This window comes from Micromonospora sp. NBC_01796 (assembly GCF_035917455.1).
GTDB lineage: Bacteria > Actinomycetota > Actinomycetes > Mycobacteriales > Micromonosporaceae > Micromonospora_G.
Map to the genome: position 1 here is coordinate 151,586 of NZ_CP109078.1, position 17,031 is coordinate 168,616.

Consider the following 17,031-nt stretch of genomic DNA (forward strand, 5'->3'; position numbering starts at 1 on the left):
GGAGCGCGGGTGGCTTCCAGCAGGGACCGGCAGCGCAAGTTGGCGCGTGCCAAGCTCGACCGGCAGATGGCTCGGCGAGCCGCCTCCGCCCGTCGTCGGCGACAGATCCAGGCCGGGGTCGGCGCGGCTCTCGCGCTGGCGCTGATCGTACTCGGCTCGGTCTGGGCGCTCGGCGGGTTCGACCGCGAGCCGGCTCCGGCCGCGGCCCCCGAGATCTGCGCCTGGACGCCGCAGGACGCGGCGGGCAACAGCAGCCTCAAGGACGTCGGCAAGCCGGCGACCACGGGGCTGCCGACCGCCGGCACCCGCCCGATGACCATCACGACCAACCAGGGCAGCCCGGTGACGGTCGACCTGGACCTGGCCAACGCGCCGTGCGCCGGGGCGAGCTTCGCCCACCTGGCCGGCCAGTCGTTCTACGACAACACCACGTGCCACGAGATCACCGCCGAGGGCGCCCTGCGCTGCGGCGACCCGAGCGGCACCGGGCAGGGCGGCCCGACCTACTCGTTCACCAGCGAGAACGTCCCGTCCGTACCGGCTCCGAGCCCGTCGGCCAGCCCGGCACCGGGTGAGCCGCCGCTCTACCCGGCCGGCACGGTCGCCCTGATCGGCAGCGCGCCGGGCGCCAACGGCAGCCAGTTCCTCGTCTTCTTCAAGGACTTCAACCCGGCCGACCCGACCTACCCGATCGTCGGGAAGGTCAGCGCCGGACTCGACGTGATCCAGAAGATCGGTACCACCGAACTGGTGGACAATGGCAGTGGCGAGAAGGTCAAGCCGAAGACCGACGTGGTGATCCAGAGCCTGACCGTCGGCGAGGTCGCCACCGACGCGCCGCCCGCCGCCCCACCGGCGACGCCGACCGCCAGCCCGACGGCGGCCGGGCAGTCCTGAGCCAAGCCCCAGACACCAGCCGCGGACGCAGCACCGCAGCGCAGATAGTCCAGGAGGAGTCACCGTGACGTCCACGAGAGAGCGGCAGCGCGCCGCGGCGCGGGCCCGGCTCGAACGGGAGATGGCCCAGCGGGCCGGCGCTGCCCGCAAGCGCCGTCAGCTGCAGACGATCATCGCGGCCGGGGCGGGTCTGCTAGTGGTCATCGCCGGCACCGTGTGGCTGGTCGCCAGCCTCGGCGGCGACGACAAGACCACCGACGCGGCCCCGGTCGGCGCCGGCTCGACCCAGTGCACCTGGACCGACATCCCGGCCGACCAGCGGACGCCGACGACCAAGGACGTCGGGCTGCCGCCGGTCGCGGCGCCGAACACCGGGTCGCAGACGATGACCATCGACACCGGGCTCGGACCGATCACCGCCAAGCTCGACCTGACCAAGGTCCCGTGCACCGCGGCCAGCTTCACCCACCTGGCGGAGAAGAAGTTCTTCGACAACACCAAGTGCCACCGGTTGGTCACCGAGGGCCTCCAGGTGCTCCAGTGCGGCGACCCGAGCGCCACCGGCGCCGGCTGGCGGGACAGCGACGGCACCGGTGGCCCGAGCTACCGGATGGCCGAGGAGAACCTGCCGACCGAGCAGCGTCCGCCGTACCCGGCGGGTGTGATCGCGATGGCGAACTCCGGCCAGCCCGGCAGCAGCGGCAGCCAGTTCTTCATCGTCTACGGTGACTCGCAGCTCGACGCGACCTACACCGTGCTGGGTACGGTCACCAGCGGGATGGACCTGGTCAAGGAGGTCGGCGCGGCCGGCGACGACGGCGCCTTCGCCCAGCAGGCCGGCGGCGGCCACCCGAAGAAGGAAGTTCTGATCAAGTCGCTGACGATGAGCGCCGTGGCCGGCTGAGCCAGCCGCCACCAGCGCCACCGAACGAAAGGGGCGGCCCGCTACGGCGGGCCGCCCCTTTACTCGTCTCTACCGCTGTTCCGTGCCTGGTTGCCGGAGGTGGTGCCGTCAGGCGCCGGAGGTGACCCGGTACGCGTCGAAGACACCGTCGACCTTCCGTACGGCCGCCAGCAGGTGCCCCAGGTGCTTCGGGTCGGCCATCTCGAAGCTGAACCGGCTCACCGCCACCCTGTCCCGGGTGGTGGTGACGGTCGCGGACAGGATGTTCACCCGCTCGTCGGAGAGCACCCGGGTCACGTCGGCGAGCAGCTTGTGCCGGTCCAACGCCTCGACCTGGATCGCCACCAGGAAGGTCGACGCCGAGGTCAGCTTCCAGCTCACCTCGACGATCCGCTCCCCCTGGACCCGCAGGTCCTCGGCGTTGGCGCAGTCGTCGCGGTGCACGCTCACCCCGCCGGAGCGGGTCACGAAGCCGAACACCGAGTCCGGCGGCACCGGGGTGCAGCAACGGGCAAGCTTGATCCACACGTCGCTGACCCCACGGACCACCACACCGGGGTCGTGGCTGGACGTACGGCTGCGCGGCGGCCGGGTGGCGACGGCGGTCTCGGCGATGTCCTCCGCCGCGCCCTCCTCGCCGCCGTAGCCGGCCATCAGCCGCTGCACCACCGACTGGGCGGAGACCTGGCTGTCGCCGACCGCCGCGTAGAGCGACGCGACGTCGGCCAGGTGCAGGTCCCGGGCGATCGCCATCAGGTTGTCCGAGCTGAGCATCCGCTGCAACGGCATGCCCTGCTTGCGCATCTGCTTGACGATCGCGTCCTTGCCGGCCTCGATCGCCTCCTCGCGGCGCTCCTTGTTGAAGTACTGACGGATCTTCGTCCGCGCCCGAGGGCTCTTGACGAAGCCCAGCCAGTCCTGCGTAGGGCCGGCGGTGTCGGACTTCGAGGTGAAGATCTCGATCACGTCGCCGTTGGAGAGCGTCGACTCCAGCGGCACCAGCTTGCCGTTGACCCGGGCGCCGATGCACTTGTGGCCGACCTCGGTGTGCACCGCGTACGCGAAGTCGACCGGGGTCGACCCGGTCGGCAGCGGGATCACGTCGCCCTTCGGCGTGAAGACGTACACCTCCTGGCTGGACAGGTCGAAGCGGAGCGCGTCCAGGAACTCGCTCGGGTCGCTCGCCTCCCGCTGCCAGTCCAGGAGTTGCCGCAGCCAGGTCATCTCGTCGATGTTGGCCGGCGGGCCGACGACGGTGGCGCCCTTCTGCTCCTTGTACTTCCAGTGCGCGGCGATGCCGAACTCGGCGGTGCGGTGCATCGCGTACGTCCGGATCTGCATCTCCACCGGCTTGCCGCTCGGGCCGATCACGGTGGTGTGCAGGGACTGGTACATGTTGAACTTCGGCATCGCGATGTAGTCCTTGAACCGGCCCGGTACGGGCTGCCAGTTCGCGTGGATCACACCGAGTGCCGCGTAGCAGTCGCGCACCGTCTCGACCAGGATCCGCACCCCGACCAGGTCGTAGATGTCGTTGAAGTCCCGGCCCCGGACGATCATCTTCTGGTAGATCGAGTAGAGGTGCTTGGGCCGCCCGGTCGTCTCCGCCTTGATCTTGGCGGCCTTGAGGTCGACCTGGACCTTCTGCGTCACCTGGCGCAGCAGCGCCTCCCGCTGCGGCTGGTGCTCGCCGATCAGCCGGTTGATCTCCTCGAACCGCTTGGGGAACAGGGTGCCGAAGGCGAGATCCTCCAGCTCCCACTTGATCGTGTTCATACCCAGGCGGTGCGCCAGCGGAGCCAGGATCTCCAGCGTCTCCTTGGCCTTCTGCTCCTGCTTGGCGCGGGGCAGGAAGGTCAGCGTACGCATGTTGTGCAGCCGGTCCGCGAGCTTGATCACCAGGACCCGGGGGTCCTTGGCCATCGCGACGACCATCTTGCGGATCGTCTCGGCCTTGGCCGCGTCACCCAGTTTGACCTTGTCGAGCTTGGTGACCCCGTCGACCAGCAGGGCGACCTCGGCCCCGAAGTCGATCCGCATCTGGTCGAGGCCGTAGTTGGTGTCCTCGATGGTGTCGTGCAGCAGCGCCGCCACCAGCGTGGTGGTGTCCATGCCGAGGTTGGCCAGGATGGTGGCCACCGCGAGCGGGTGGGTGATGTACGGGTCACCGGACTTGCGGTACTGCCCCGAGTGCCAGCGGGCGGCCATGTCGAAGGCGCGCTGCAACATCCGGGGGTCCATCTTGGGATGGGCGGCCCGGTGGGTGGCGATCAGCGGTTCGAGCACCTCGCTCACCTGCGGCGTCTGCCAGGGAGCGTTGAACCGGGCCAGCCGGGCCCGAACCCGTCGCCCGGTCGGCGCGCTGGCCAGACCGAAGCTGGACGTGGCCGCGCCGGGCTCGTCGGTCGTGATGACCCGACCGGCCGCGCCGACCGGCACCACAACACCCCCGAGGGGTACGGGCGTGGCGGGCGCGCCGAGACCGTTGACCGCGGCGCCCGACGGGGCGACGGCGATCGGGACCACGGCGGCGGGATCGTCACCGGCCACCACCGCGATCGGGGCGATCGGCTTTTCCCTGATCGAGCCGACAGCGGCAACGGGTGCTGCCGCGCTCGGGCCGACGGGTGTTGTAGCGCTCGGGCCGACGGGTGCTGCGGCGGTCGGGGCAACCGGTGCCTGCGTGCTCGGGGCGACCGGTGCTGCGGCGGTCGGAGCGGCGCCGTCGGGACCCTGTGCCGATGCGGCTCCGGAGCCGTCGGACGGGCTGCGGGGGCCGTCGGACGAACTGCCGGGGCCGGCGACGGGACGGCCTTCACCGTCGGCCGGCGGGGTGCTGGCGTTGCCGGCAGCGGGCGTGCCCGTGCCGTCAGTGCCGGATGCGGTCGGAGCACCGGCGCCGGTTCCGTTGCCGGAATCGTCGCGGGTGGTCGGATCGGCCGCCGTGGCGGCGTCGACCGGCTCGGCCTCACCGCCCCCATCGGTGGGGACGGGAGAACCGGGCGCGGCCGGAACCGGCCCGCTGGGGGACCCGGCCACGGGATACCCGACACCGTCGGCCTCGCTGGTCGATTGCACCGTGCCCTCCGCCGGAGGGGCGACATCGTGGGACACCGGCCTCCTCACACCTCGCTTGGGACGAGCCGACCGTAACCGGTCGACCTGGTCCTGCACCAGCCTGGTAGAACGGCCTCCACCTGGTCAGCGAAAGGCAATGCTACCCGTCTCGACGGCCGGATGCCGCTCCCCCGCACGCACCGGATCGGTCCCCGGTGACAAGAGCTGCTAAACCGTCAGAAGTGCATGTACGGGACGGGGAGCAAGCCGCTCCCGGCCACCGAGGAACGAGAGTTCCAGCAGTACGGAGAGCCCCGCCACGGTCCCCCCGGCCCGCTCGACCAGGCTCAGCGTCGCGTCCGCCGTACCGCCGGTGGCGAGCACGTCGTCGACCACCAGTACCCGGTGACCGGCCGTGAAGGCGTCCTGGTGCACCTCGAGCGTGGCCTCGCCGTACTCCAGGGCGTAGGAGGCGGCGTACGCGGCCCGGGGCAGCTTGCCGGCCTTGCGTACCGGAACCACACCCAGCCCGGTGGCGTACGCGATGGCGGCGGCGAGCACGAAGCCACGCGCCTCGATGCCGGCGACCACGTCGAACGAGTCCCGCCCGTGGTACTCGATGATCTCGTCGATCACCTGGCGGAACACCGCACCGTCGGCGAAGAGCGGCATCAGGTCCTTGAACATCACTCCGGGCTGGGGAAAGTCCGGTACGTCCAGCACCCGGCTGGCCACCAGTTCCGCCGTGGCGGGGCCGCTGTCGCCCCGTACCCCGGTCTGGGTCTCCGTCACGCTGCTCCTCTCACCGGACGTCCGCGTTACCGGACATCCGTGCCGATACGCGATGCGAAAGGCGCCCGGCACGCCGCCGAAGCCAGCATGCCGGACGCCTCCGTCGCCTGTTCCGCCAGGGTCAGCGGCGCTTGGCCCCACTGGGCCGGCTACCGCCGCCGCCACCCGGTCGACCACCCCGGGCACCACCGGTGGACCGCTTGCCGGCCGGACGGGCACCGACCTTCGGGGCCGCGCCGGCAAGCGCCGCCGCCTCCTCGTCGGTCGGGCCGGACGGTGCGGTGTCGTCGTCGACCGTTTCCTCGCCGGTACGGGCGGCCGGCCGGCGGGCACCGGAGGCGGGTCGTCCGCCGCCGGAGGAGCGCCGGGCCAGGACCCGCTTCGTGTGCGTCTGGATCCGCGGCTCGTAGTCCTTGAGCAGGCTCAGCACCGGGGTCGCGAAGAAGATCGAGGAGTAGACCGCGATGCCCATACCGAGGAACAGCACCAGGCCGAGGTCCTCCAGGGTGCCCGCGCCGAGCAGGCCGGCACCGATGAAGAGCAGGCCACCGACCGGCAGCAGCGCCACCAGACCGGTGTTGATCGACCGCATCAGCGTCTGGTTGATGGCCAGGTTGGCCGCCTCGCCGTAGGTCTGGGTGCCGCTCGCGGTGATCCCGCGGGTGTTCTCCTGGACCTTGTCGAACACCACCACGACGTCGTAGAGCGCGAAGCCGAGGATGGTGAGGAAGCCGACGATGGTCGACGGGGTGACCTCGAAGCCGACCAGGGCGTAAATGCCGGCGGTCAGCACCAGGTTGAGGAAGAGCGAGGAGACGGCGGCGACCGCCATCCGCCACTCGAACCGCAGGATCAGGTAGATCATGACCAGTACGACGAAGACCACCAGACCGAGCAGGGCCCGTTCGGTGACCTGGTCACCCCAGGCCGCGCTCACCTGGTTGATGCTGATCTGGTCCTCGGCGATGCCGAACTTCTGGGCCAGGTCGGCCTGCACCTCGTTGGACTGCTGGGTGTTCAGCTCGGTGGTACGCAGCTCGTAGAACGAACCACCGACGCCGTTGACCGTCTGGGTGGAGACGACGTGCGCCGCCTCGGCACCGTCGAGGCTGCCCAGTGCCGCGTCGACCTGGTCCTCGGCGTGCGTGATGGAGCCGACGCTGGCCGGGACCTGGAAGGAGTTGCCACCGGAGAACTCGATGCCGAGCTTGAACCCGGGGATCGAGATGCCCAGGATCGCGATCAGCACCAGCCCGGCGGCGATGCCGAACCAGACCCGGCGGCGTCCGATGATGTTGAGACCGGCCTCGCCCTGGTAGAGCCGGGTGGCCAGACCGCTACGGCGGCTCATGCCGCTACCTCGCTTTGCTCTGCGACGGCCGGGTGGGCCGGGGCGCTGCCCTGGATGACTGGCTCGCTCATGCTAGGCCTCCTTGGCGCGCGGGTTGCGCGGCTCGGTCGGCTCGGCCTCGGCCTTGTGCAGGACCCGTCCGAGTCCGCTGACCCGGGGCGACAGGAACGCCTTGGTGTTGGCGAACATCGTCATGATCGGGTGCCGGAAGAGGAAGACGACGACCAGGTCGAGGATCGTGGCCAGGCCGAGCGCGAAGGCGAAGCCCTTCACCGTGCCGACCGAGACCACGTAGAGCACGACCGCGGCCAGGATCGAGATGGCGTTGGCCGAGATGATCGTCCGCCGGGCCCGGGCCCAGGCGCGGGGAACCGCGCTACGCGGGCTGCGTCCCTCCCGGATCTCGTCCTTGAGTCGTTCGAAATAGATCACGAACGAGTCGGCGGCGACACCCAGGGAGACGATGAATCCGGCGATGCCGGCGAGGGTCAGCGTGAAGCCGATCTGCCGGCCGAGCACGATCAGCGCACCGAACACCAGCAGGGCGGAGAGCCCGAGGCTGAGGATGATGACCGTACCGAGCAGGCGGTAGTAGAAGAACGAGTAGATCGCGACCAGCAGGAGGCCGACACCGGCGGCCAGCAGACCGGCCTTGAGGTGGCTGGAGCCGAGCGTCGCGGAGACGCTCTCCTGCTCCTGCGGCTCGAACGTCACCGGCAGCGCACCGAAGCGGAGCTGGCCGGCGAGGGTGTTCGCGTCCTTGCTGGTGAAGTTGCCGGTGATCTGCGAGTCGCCGGTGAGGACGCCCTGGATCTCGGGCGAGGAGACGATCGTGTTGTCGAGCACCACGGCGACCCGGCAGTTGCCGTCCTGGCCGAGCGCGCTCTGGTCGCACGTACCGCCCTTGTTGCCGAACGCCTCGCGGGTCAGGTCGGTCCACTTCTTCTGTCCGTCGCCGGTGAAGTTGAGGCTGACCACCCACTGGCTGTTCTGGTCCAGCTGGCCGCTCGCGTCGTCGACGTCGGTGCCCAACACCTTGGCCACGTCGAGCAGGTTCTTCACCGGGCCCTCACAGGCCACGACCTGCTGGTCCGGGGCGCTGATCGAGGCCGGCGGGCGCTGCCCGAGCAGGTCACACGTGATCGTCGGTACGTTGAACTGCATCGCCGCCGGCAGCGCGGCGACCTCACGACCGGTCAGCTCGCCGAACGGCTTGAGGGTGTCGAGCAGGGTCGGATCGGTGGTCAGGTCGGCCGGCGCCTGCAGCGCGCTCGCCGCCTGCCAGGCCGCCGGGCCCACCTTCTGCTGGACCGCGGCCCGCGCCTGCTCCACGCTCTGCGGCACCGGGGCCGCAGAGGCCGAGGCACTCGGGGTCGGCGTCGCCGGGGGTGCGCTGGTGGCACCGGCGCTCGGCGTCGGGGCCGGAGCCATCCCGCCCTGACCACCCGCGGACGGGGTGGTGCTCGGCGCACCCGCGGCGGGGGCGCTCGGGGTCGCACCGGCGGACGGGTTCGCCGCCGCACCGGACGGGGTCGGGGTCGCGCCGGCCGGCGGCGTCGGCTGGGCCGCAGCGGGCTCCCCACCGTCGGTCGCCTTGATCACCTTGCGGAACCGCAGCTCGGCCGCGTTGCCGACCTCGCTGAGGTCCCGGCTCTGGCCGGGCAGCGAGATGACGATGTTGCGGTTGCCCTCGGTCACCACCTCGGCCTCGGAGACACCCTGGGCGTTGACCCGGTTCTCGATGATCTGCCGGGCCTCCTCCAGGTTCTCGGCCGTGGGGGGCTGGTTGTTGAGGCTGGTCGCCTCGAGCGTCATCCGGGTGCCACCGACGAGGTCGAGACCCAGCTTCGGCTCCAACCGGTCGCGGAAGCTCCCGCTAGCACCGCCGGCGAAGAAGACTAAGAGGTAGAGGACGACAAAGATGCCCCCGAGTACGGCTAGCTGCCGCCCGGGGTGCATCTGTCCCTGAGGTGGTGCCACGGCTGTCCTGTCTCCCTGCACGGTTCGGCCGCTGGTGGTGGGCGGCGATGGGCGCGCCGGCATGCCCGGCGACATGCGTACCTCTCCGGCGTGGGGTCACGCCGGCACAGCTATTAACTATCTTCGATCAGTGACCCGCCCCGTACACCGGGGGGTGGGTCACTCCTTTGCTTCGACCTCGTCCGAGATCGTCTCAAGCTTAGGAGCCGAGTTGATCACCCGGGCCACTGCGGGCCGCGCGTACTTGTTGTGTACACCGGGGGCCACCTCGAGGGTGACTGTCTCGTCCTCGACCGAGGCGACGGTGCCGTGGAGACCACCAATGGTGACCACCTCATCGCCGGGGCCGATCGAGGACTGCATGTTCTCAGCCTCGCGACGGCGCTTCTGCTGCGGCCGGATCATCATGAAATACATGACGCCGAAGAGCAGGACAATCATCAGGATCGGCGTGAAGCTGCCGGCTCCACCGCCGCTTGCTGCCGCTTCCAAAACCACGATATGACCTTCCCATTGGCTCCGCCGCAACGTGGTACGTCACGACGAAAGCGAAATCTCCTGTCTCTACAGACAGATCGCGGCGAAGTCTAGTCGGTGAGTCTGTGTACGCCGAATGCGGCACGGATCACAAACACATCACGGCGCTTACGACTCGGCACTGAACAGATCGGGCGCCGCGCTCGGACTGGCACCAAATGTACCATTCGGTGGATTACGCCCCAGATGGTGCCAGGCAGCCTCGGTGGCCACCCGCCCGCGCGGAGTCCTGGCCAACAGCCCCGCCCGGACCAGGAACGGCTCGCACACCTCCTCCACCGTGTCCGGCTGTTCCCCCACCGCCACGGCCAGCGTGGAGAGGCCGACCGGCCCGCCCCGGAACGAGTCGATCAAGGCGGTGAGCACCGCCCGGTCGAGCCGGTCCAGCCCGAGCGCGTCGACGTCGTACACCTTGAGGGCGGCGCGGGCGGTCTCCAGGGTGACCACGCCCTCGGCCCGGACCTCGGCGAAGTCCCGCACCCGGCGCAGCAGCCGGTTGGCGATCCGGGGCGTGCCCCGCGACCGGCCGGCGATCTCGACCGCGCCCTCCTCGGTGATCGGTACGCCGAGAATGCGCGCCGAACGGTGCAGCAGCGCCTCCAGGTCGGCCGCGCTGTAGAAGTCGAGGTGCGCCACGAAACCGAACCGGTCGCGCATCGGCCCGGTCAGAAGCCCGGACCGGGTGGTCGCACCGACCAGGGTGAATGGCTCCACGTCGATCGGGATGGCGGTCGCACCCGGGCCCTTGCCGACGATCACGTCGACCCGGAAGTCCTCCATCGCGCTGTAGAGCAGTTCCTCGGCCGGCTTGGCGATCCGGTGGATCTCGTCGATGAAGAAGACGTCACCCTCGGCGAGACTGGTCAGGATCGCCGCCAGGTCGCCCGAGCGCTCGATCGCCGGGCCGCTGGTGACCCGGATGCCGGTGCCGAGCTCGGCCGCGACGATGTTCGCCAGGGTGGTCTTGCCCAGGCCCGGCGGGCCGGAGAGCAGGATGTGGTCGGGCGGGGCGCCCCGGCCCATGGCGCCCTTCAACAGCAGGTCGAGCTGGTCGCGTACGCGGTGCTGGGCGATGAAGTCGGACAGCCGCTTCGGTCGGACGCTGACCTCGGCGTCCCGTTCGGCGTCGTCCGCGTACGCCGAGACCAGGTCCTCGGAGTCGGTCATCGGGTCTTACCGAGCAGCCGGATCGCCTGCTTGAGCAGCACCGGCACCGGCGGTGTCGGGCCGTCGATGGTCTCCGCCACGGTGGCCACCGCCTGGTCGGCCTGGGCGACACTCCAGCCGAGCCCGACCAGCGCCTGCCGGATCTGGTCCGGCCACGCCCCGCCGACCACACCGCCCGCGCCGTCCGGGCCGATCGCCACCGGCCCGATCTTGTCCCGCAGCTCGAGCACCAGGCGCTCGGCGCCCTTCTTGCCGATCCCCGGCACCCGGACCAGGGTGGCGGTGTCGGAGTTGGCGATCGCCTTGCGGACCACGTCCGGCGAGTGCACCGCCAGCACCGCCTGGGCCAACCGGGGACCGACCCCGCTGGCCGTCTGGAGCAGCTCGAAGAGGTGCTTCTCGTCGTCGTCGGCGAAGCCGTAGAGGGTCAGCGAGTCCTCCCGGACCACCAGGGTGGTGGCCAACCGGGCCTCGACCCCGATCCGGAGCCCGGCCAGGGTGCCCGGCGCGCAGTGCACGGCCAGCCCCACCCCACCGACCTCGATCACCGCGGTGTCGCCCCCGATCCCGGCCACCACGCCCCGCACACTCGCGATCATTGCGTTCCTCCACGTCGGGCGGCGCCCGCCCCCGGACGTCGCGGTGCGGTGACCGCCGCGGTCCGCCGGGCGACGGCGTCCGCCGCTGCGGCCAGCCGGGCTCGGGTCCCACCCCGCCACACATGACAGATGGCCAGTGCCAGCGCGTCCGCCGCGTCCGCCGGCTTCGGCGGCGCGTCCAGCCGGAGCAGCCGGGTGACCATCGCGGTGATCTGGTCCTTGTCGGCGCGACCGGACCCGGTCACCGCCGCCTTCACCTCGCTCGGCGTGTACGTCTGCACCGGCAGCCCGGCCCGCGCGCCGGCCAGTACGGCGATCGCGCTCGCCTGGGCGGTGCCCATCACGGTCCGGGTGTTGGACTGGCTGAACACCCGCTCGACCGCGACGCTCTCCGGCTGGTGCTCGGCGACCAGTTCGGTCAGCGCCCGGTCCAGGTGCAGCAGTCGCAGCGACAGGTCGGCGGCCGGATCGGTACGGACCACGGTGTACGCGATCAGCGTGCACGGTCGGCCGGGGACCCCCTCGACCACACCGACTCCGCACCGGGTCAGCCCCGGGTCGACGCCGAGCACCCGCACGCCGCCCCCTCCCCTACGCACCGGCAGTACACGTGTTCGACACCCTACTGGCGGCGTCGAAACGGGGACACGGCGACACGCCCGCTCCGTCGGAGCCACATAGGCTCCCCGGCGAGTATGTGTTCGTTGCCCATGTGCGCCTGCCCGTCAGGGTCGTAGCTTCTTGCGCCATGACGGCAGAAAGCGTGGCGGATCCCCACGTCGTACGGCTCGACCTGTCGGGGCGCAGCGCGCTGGTCACCGGTGGTGGGAGCGGCATCGGTCGGGCCTGCGCGGTCCGGCTGGCGGCGGCCGGGGCCGAGGTCACCGTGGTCGACCGCAACGCCGAGTCGGCCAAGGCGGTGGCGGCGGAGATCGGTGGGCACGCGGTGGCCGCCGACCTGTCCGACCCGGCGGCGACCTCGGCGCTGGACGCGGCCGTGGACATCGTGGTGAACAACGCCGGCCTGCAACACGTCGCCCCGATCGAGGACTTTCCGGCCGAGCGGTTCGCGTACATCCACCGGGTGATGGTGGAGGCCCCGTTCCTGATCATCCAGCGGGCGCTGCCCCGGATGTACGAGCGCGGCTGGGGGCGAGTGATCAACATCTCCTCCGTGCACGGGCTGCGCGCGTCGCCGTACAAGTCGGCCTACGTGTCGGCGAAGCACGCCCTGGAGGGGCTCTCCAAGGTGGTAGCGCTGGAGGGCGCCCCGCACGGGGTGACCGCCAACTGCATCAACCCGGCGTACGTGCGTACCCCGCTGGTCGAGGGGCAGATCGCCGCCCAGGCGGCCACCCACGGCATCCCGGAGAGCGAGGTGGTCGAGAAGATCATGCTGGCTCGGGCCGCGATCAAACGCCTGATCGAGCCGGAGGAGGTCGCCGAGCTGATGGCGTACCTGTGCTCGCCCGCGGCGTCGTTCATCACCGGCGCCGCGATCGCGGTCGACGGGGGCTGGACAGCAAACTGAAGATCCCCACCCGCACAATGGGTCCCATGTCGTCGCCGATCGAGTTCCTGGAGTTGCTGGCCCGCGAGGCCGCGGCGGTGGAGTTCGAGGGGCCGCTGGTCGCCGCCCGCGCCGCCGGCCTGCCGGCTGAGCGGCTGGCCGAGCTGGAACAGGCCAAGGTGGTCGCGCTGCGGGTGCGAGCGCTGCTGGAGCGACGACGCCAACGCGAGGTCGAACTCTCCGGCCTGTACGACACCGCCAGCGATCTCGCCGGCCTGCGTGACCTGGACGCGGTGCTGCACGCGATCGTGCACCGGGCCCGGCACCTGCTCGGCACCGACGTGGCGTACATGACGCTCAACGACGAGGCGCACGGCGACACGTACATGCGGGTGACCGACGGTTCCGTCTCGGCCCGGTTCCAGCGGCTGCGGCTGCCGATGGGGGCGGGACTCGGCGGTCTGGTCGCGCAGAGCGGCACCCCGTACGCGACCGCGAACTATCCCGAGGACGCCCGCTTCCACCACACCGGGGAGATCGACGCCGGGGTCGGCGAGGAGGGGCTGGTCGCGATCCTCGGCGTACCGCTGCGGCTCGGTGCGAGCGTGATCGGGGTGCTCTACGCGGCGAACCGGTCCGCCCGACCGTTCGCCCGCGAGGAGGTGGCCCTGCTGGTCTCGCTGGCCGCGCACGCGGCGGTCGCGATCGACACCGCCCGGCTGCTCGCCGAGACCCAGGCCGCGCTCGCCGAACTCTCCTTCGCCAACGGCACCATCCAGACCCACAGCGCGTCGGTCGAGCGGGCCGCCGCCGCCCACGACCGGATGACCGCGCTGGTGTTGCGCGGCGGCGGGGTGGAGGACGTGGCGGCGGCGGTGACCGAGGTGCTCGGGGGCGCGCTGCTCGCGCTCGACGCCGAGGGCCGGCTCCTGGCCCGGGTCGGCACCATCGACGAGCCGGAACGGTCGGCCCTGGTCGAGGCCGTGGTCGCGTCCCGGACCGAGGGCCGCAGCGTCCGCCGGGGACCCCTCTGGTACGCCGCCGTGGTCGCCGGTACGGAAAACCTCGGCGCGTTGGTCCTGCACCCCGACGACGAACTCGTCAACGCCGACCAGCGGATCCTGGAGCGGGCGGCCCTGGTCACCGCGCTGCTGCTGCTGTTCCGCCGGACGGTGGCCGAGGCCGAGGGACGGGTCCGCGGTGAACTGCTCGACGACCTGATCGCCCGCCCGGTACGCGACGCGGAGGCGCTGCGCAGCCGGGCCCGGCGACTCGGGGTGGAACTGGACGCCCCGCACGTACTGGTGGCGGTCGGGGACGACGTGATCGCGGCAACCGGTTCGGCCCGGCAGCGGGTGGTGTCGTGGGCGACCACGTACGCCTCGACCCGGGGTGGGTTGGCCGCGGCCCGCGACGGCCGGGTGGTGCTGATGCTGCCCGGTCAGGACGCCGGTGGGGCGGCGCGGGCGGTGGTCCGGGACCTGTCCCGGGTGACCGGTCGGCCGGTGACCGCCGGCTCCAGCGGCCCGTCCACCGGGCCGGCGTCGCTGGGCACCGCGTTCCGTGAGGCGGACCGCTGCCTGACCGCGCTCTGGGCGCTCGGCCGGGCCGGCGAGGGGGCGAGCACCGCCGAACTCGGCTTCGTCGGGCTGCTCCTCGGCGCGGTCACCGAGGACGGCGACCGGGACGTGGCCCGGTTCCTGGCCGACACGGTGGGTCCGGTGGTCGACTACGACGCCCGGCGCGGCACGGCGCTGGTGAAGACGCTGGAGGCGTACTTCGGGGTGGGTGGCAGCCTGGCCCGGGCGGCCGAGCAGTTGCACGTACACGTGAACACGGTGACCCAGCGGCTGGAGCGGGTCGGGCAACTGCTCGGCCCGGACTGGCAGAAGCCGGAGCGGGCGCTGGAGGTCCAGCTCGCGCTCCGGCTGCACCGCCTCCGTACGCCCACCCCCTGACGCCCGTACGCCGGGCCTCCGGGTGTGTCAGGCGGCGCCGATGCCGGTGAGCAGGGCGTCAACCACCCGCTCGGGCAGGTCGTCGTCGGCGATGCCGAGCTTCGGGTGCCAGCGCAGCAGCCGCTGGAGCAGCACCGGTGCGGTGAGCATGGCCAGGGTCAGCTCGATGTCGAAGTCGGGGCGGAGTTCCCCGCGATCGATCCCCCGCTGGAGCACGTCCCGCATCACCTGCCGGCGGGGTTCGAGCAGCTCCTGGTAGAGCCGGTGCATGTCGGAGTCGCGCTGGATGGTCGGCATCATGCACGGGAAGATGGACGCCGCTCGGGAGTCCGGGTTGTGGCCCACCTGGCTGAGCAGCGTCACCAGGTCCTCGCGGGCGGTCGCCCCGTTCGGCATCGTCGGCGGACCCTTGAGGGTCCGGAGGGTGTCGATGATCAGAGCGTCCTTGCCGGACCAGCGACGGTAGATGGTCGCCTTGCCGACGCCCGCACGGGCGGCGATCGCCTCGATGGAGAGCGCCTCGATGGTGCTGCCCTCGGCGAGCAGGTCCAGAGTGGCTTCGACGATCGCCTCGTCGACGCGGGTGCTCCGCGGTCGCCCGGGCGACCGCGGAGCATCAGCGGTGGTGGTCATGTCGGTCATTGTTTCCGACTTATGACGCGGGTGCCAGTTCCGGCGCGGGCGCCGTCTCCGGCTGGACGTGCGCGTCGGTCGCGGCACGTCCCGGCATCCAGCGCAGTACCACCAGGATGCCGACGACCACGACGATGGCCGACAGCCCGGAGGCCCAGTGCATGGCCGAGACGAACGCGTCGTTGGCCGCGCCGATCACACCCTGGCCGGCCGGACCCATCTGGGCGGCGGCGCCGTACGCACCGGAGATGGACTCGTTGACCGCGTCCCGGGCCGGACCGGGCAGCGCGGCCGTGGACCCGGCGATCTGGTCCCGGTAGACCGCGGAGAGCACCGACCCGAGCACCGCGACGCCGAGTGCGGCACCGACCTGCCGGACGGTGTTGCTGACCGCCGAACCGACGCCGGCCTTCTCCCGGGGCAGCGCGGACATGACCGACTCGGTGGCCGGGGCGACGATGTGCGCCATCCCCATGCCCTGGAAGAAGAACGAGACCAGCAGGACCCAGATCGGCGTCTCCGCCCCGACGAAGATGAACACGGCGAGGGCGAGGGCGGTCAGGGTCAGCCCGAACGCGGAGACCGCCTTGGCGCCGTACCGCTTGACCATGCCCGCGCTGCGCGGGGCGAAGATCAGTTGCGCGGCGGCGAAGGGCAGGAACAGCAGGCCGGTGTGCAGCGGCGCGTAGCCCCGGACCAGTTGCAGGTAGAACGAGCTGAAGAACATCACGCCCATGGCGGCGAAGAAGGTCAGCCCGACCACCGCGACCGGCGCGGCGAACCGGGGCAGCTTGAACAGCCGTACGTCCAGCGCGGGGAACTCGATCCGCCGCTCGTAGAAGACGAACGCGGCCAGTACGGCGAGGCCGCCGATGATCGCGGTCCAGACCAGCGGGCGGTCGAACCCGTGCTCACCGCCGTCGATGATGCCGTAGGTCAGGCCGACCAGACCGATCACCGAGAGCAGTACGCCGATCACGTCGACCCGGTTCGGTCGCGGGTCCCGCGACTCGGGTACCAGGATGAACGCGGCCACCAGGCCGACCAGCACCACCGGTACGTTGATCAGGAAGACCGAGCCCCACCAGAAGTGCTCCAGCAGCAGGCCACCCAGGATCGGGCCGATCGCCACGGCGAGGCCGACCGCGCCGGCCCAGATGCCGATCGCGCGGGCCCGCTCGCGGGGGTCGAACACGTTGGAGATGACCGACAGGGTGGCCGGCATGATCGCCGCACCGCCGAGGCCCATCAGGGCCCGTGCCCCGATCAGTTGGCCGGGGCTCTGGGCGTACGCGGAGAGCAGCGACGAGGCCCCGAACATGGCCAGACCGAGCAGCAGGAACCGCTTGCGCCCGAGCCGGTCGCCGAGCACCCCGAAGGTGAACAGCAGGCCGGCGAAGACCAGCGTGTAGGAGTTGATCGCCCATTCCAGCTCGCCCTGGCTGGCCCCGAGCCCGTGTACCGGGTCGGACAACGTACGCAGGGCGACGTTGAGGATCGTGTTGTCCAGGACCACCACCAGCAGGCTGATCACCAGCACGCCGAGGATCGCCCACCGCCGTGGGTGCCCGGTGTTCTCGAACGGTTGTGGGTTTTGCATCAAACGCCCCTACCCCGATACTCCGTATCCTCAAAACGATACGGAA

The 17,031-nt window shown here is 71.2% G+C and carries 14 protein-coding genes; 4 read left to right on the forward strand and 10 right to left on the reverse strand.

From position 1 onward, the window contains the following. Window positions 1–9 precede the first annotated feature (9 nt). Both OIE47_RS00690 and OIE47_RS00695 read left to right on the forward strand, forming a co-directional pair. Window positions 10–897, forward strand: a complete 888-nt coding sequence (locus OIE47_RS00690) for a peptidylprolyl isomerase (RefSeq protein ID WP_326559506.1) — start codon at window positions 10–12, stop codon at window positions 895–897. 64 nt (window positions 898–961) lie between these two features. Beyond that, window positions 962–1,801: a peptidylprolyl isomerase gene (locus tag OIE47_RS00695; protein ID WP_326559507.1), complete on the forward strand. Its 840-nt coding sequence runs from the start codon at window positions 962–964 to the stop codon at window positions 1,799–1,801. Between the two features lie 108 nt (window positions 1,802–1,909). Here OIE47_RS00695 and OIE47_RS00700 read toward each other — a convergent pair whose 3' ends face one another. From OIE47_RS00700 to ruvC, 8 genes are all read right to left on the reverse strand, one after another. Beyond that, on the reverse strand, window positions 1,910–4,354 hold the full coding sequence (locus OIE47_RS00700) for a RelA/SpoT family protein (RefSeq protein ID WP_326562959.1): 2,445 nt from the start codon (window positions 4,352–4,354) through the stop codon (window positions 1,910–1,912). 732 nt (window positions 4,355–5,086) lie between these two features. After that, a complete protein-coding gene (locus OIE47_RS00705; RefSeq protein ID WP_326559508.1) occupies window positions 5,087–5,650 on the reverse strand; it encodes an adenine phosphoribosyltransferase in 564 nt (187 codons plus the stop codon). A gap of 121 nt (window positions 5,651–5,771) precedes the next feature. Then, window positions 5,772–7,001, reverse strand: coding sequence for a protein translocase subunit SecF (gene secF / locus OIE47_RS00710; RefSeq protein ID WP_326559509.1), 1,230 nt, complete (start codon window positions 6,999–7,001; stop codon window positions 5,772–5,774). Window positions 7,002–7,073: 72 nt separating this feature from the next. Beyond that, on the reverse strand, window positions 7,074–8,981 hold the full coding sequence (gene secD, locus OIE47_RS00715) for a protein translocase subunit SecD (RefSeq protein WP_326559510.1): 1,908 nt from the start codon (window positions 8,979–8,981) through the stop codon (window positions 7,074–7,076). Between the two features lie 159 nt (window positions 8,982–9,140). After that, a complete protein-coding gene (gene yajC, locus OIE47_RS00720; RefSeq protein WP_326562960.1) occupies window positions 9,141–9,473 on the reverse strand; it encodes a preprotein translocase subunit YajC in 333 nt (110 codons plus the stop codon). A 153-nt stretch (window positions 9,474–9,626) separates the two neighbouring features. After that, window positions 9,627–10,685: a Holliday junction branch migration DNA helicase RuvB gene (gene ruvB / locus OIE47_RS00725; protein WP_326559511.1), complete on the reverse strand. Its 1,059-nt coding sequence runs from the start codon at window positions 10,683–10,685 to the stop codon at window positions 9,627–9,629. Then, a complete protein-coding gene (gene ruvA / locus OIE47_RS00730; protein ID WP_326559512.1) occupies window positions 10,682–11,284 on the reverse strand; it encodes a Holliday junction branch migration protein RuvA in 603 nt (200 codons plus the stop codon). Before ruvA ends, ruvB begins: the two co-directional genes overlap by 4 nt. Continuing rightward, a complete protein-coding gene (ruvC, locus tag OIE47_RS00735) occupies window positions 11,281–11,862 on the reverse strand; it encodes a crossover junction endodeoxyribonuclease RuvC (RefSeq protein WP_326559513.1) in 582 nt (193 codons plus the stop codon). Before ruvC ends, ruvA begins: the two co-directional genes overlap by 4 nt. Window positions 11,863–12,032: 170 nt before the next feature. On the opposite strand from ruvC, the gene OIE47_RS00740 reads away from it, so the two are divergent. Then, window positions 12,033–12,815, forward strand: a complete 783-nt coding sequence (locus OIE47_RS00740; RefSeq protein WP_326559514.1) for a 3-hydroxybutyrate dehydrogenase — start codon at window positions 12,033–12,035, stop codon at window positions 12,813–12,815. Window positions 12,816–12,832: 17 nt separating this feature from the next. Next, entirely contained in the window at window positions 12,833–14,752 is a 1,920-nt protein-coding gene (locus OIE47_RS00745) for a helix-turn-helix domain-containing protein (protein ID WP_326559515.1), read from the forward strand. 27 nt (window positions 14,753–14,779) lie between these two features. Here the strand turns inward: OIE47_RS00745 and OIE47_RS00750 are convergent, their stop codons facing one another. Both OIE47_RS00750 and OIE47_RS00755 read right to left on the reverse strand, forming a co-directional pair. After that, entirely contained in the window at window positions 14,780–15,385 is a 606-nt protein-coding gene (locus tag OIE47_RS00750; RefSeq protein ID WP_326559516.1) for a TetR/AcrR family transcriptional regulator, read from the reverse strand. A gap of 19 nt (window positions 15,386–15,404) precedes the next feature. Then, window positions 15,405–16,985 carry an MFS transporter gene (locus tag OIE47_RS00755; RefSeq protein ID WP_326559517.1) on the reverse strand — a complete coding sequence of 527 codons (1,581 nt, stop codon included), beginning with the start codon at window positions 16,983–16,985 and terminating at the stop codon, window positions 15,405–15,407. Window positions 16,986–17,031 lie beyond the last annotated feature (46 nt).

Excerpts from the sequence above, each read along its gene's own strand:
- ruvA (WP_326559512.1), bottom strand. The coding sequence starts at position 11,284 with ATGATCGCGAGTGTGCGGGGCGTGGTGGCCGGGATCGGGGGCGACACC.
- ruvB (WP_326559511.1), bottom strand. The coding sequence starts at position 10,685 with ATGACCGACTCCGAGGACCTGGTCTCGGCGTACGCGGACGACGCCGAA.
- OIE47_RS00755 (WP_326559517.1), bottom strand. The coding sequence starts at position 16,985 with ATGCAAAACCCACAACCGTTCGAGAACACCGGGCACCCACGGCGGTGG.
- OIE47_RS00745 (WP_326559515.1), top strand. The coding sequence starts at position 12,833 with ATGGGTCCCATGTCGTCGCCGATCGAGTTCCTGGAGTTGCTGGCCCGC.
- secF (WP_326559509.1), bottom strand. The coding sequence starts at position 7,001 with ATGAGCCGCCGTAGCGGTCTGGCCACCCGGCTCTACCAGGGCGAGGCC.
- OIE47_RS00740 (WP_326559514.1), top strand. The coding sequence starts at position 12,033 with ATGACGGCAGAAAGCGTGGCGGATCCCCACGTCGTACGGCTCGACCTG.
- OIE47_RS00750 (WP_326559516.1), bottom strand. The coding sequence starts at position 15,385 with ATGACCACCACCGCTGATGCTCCGCGGTCGCCCGGGCGACCGCGGAGC.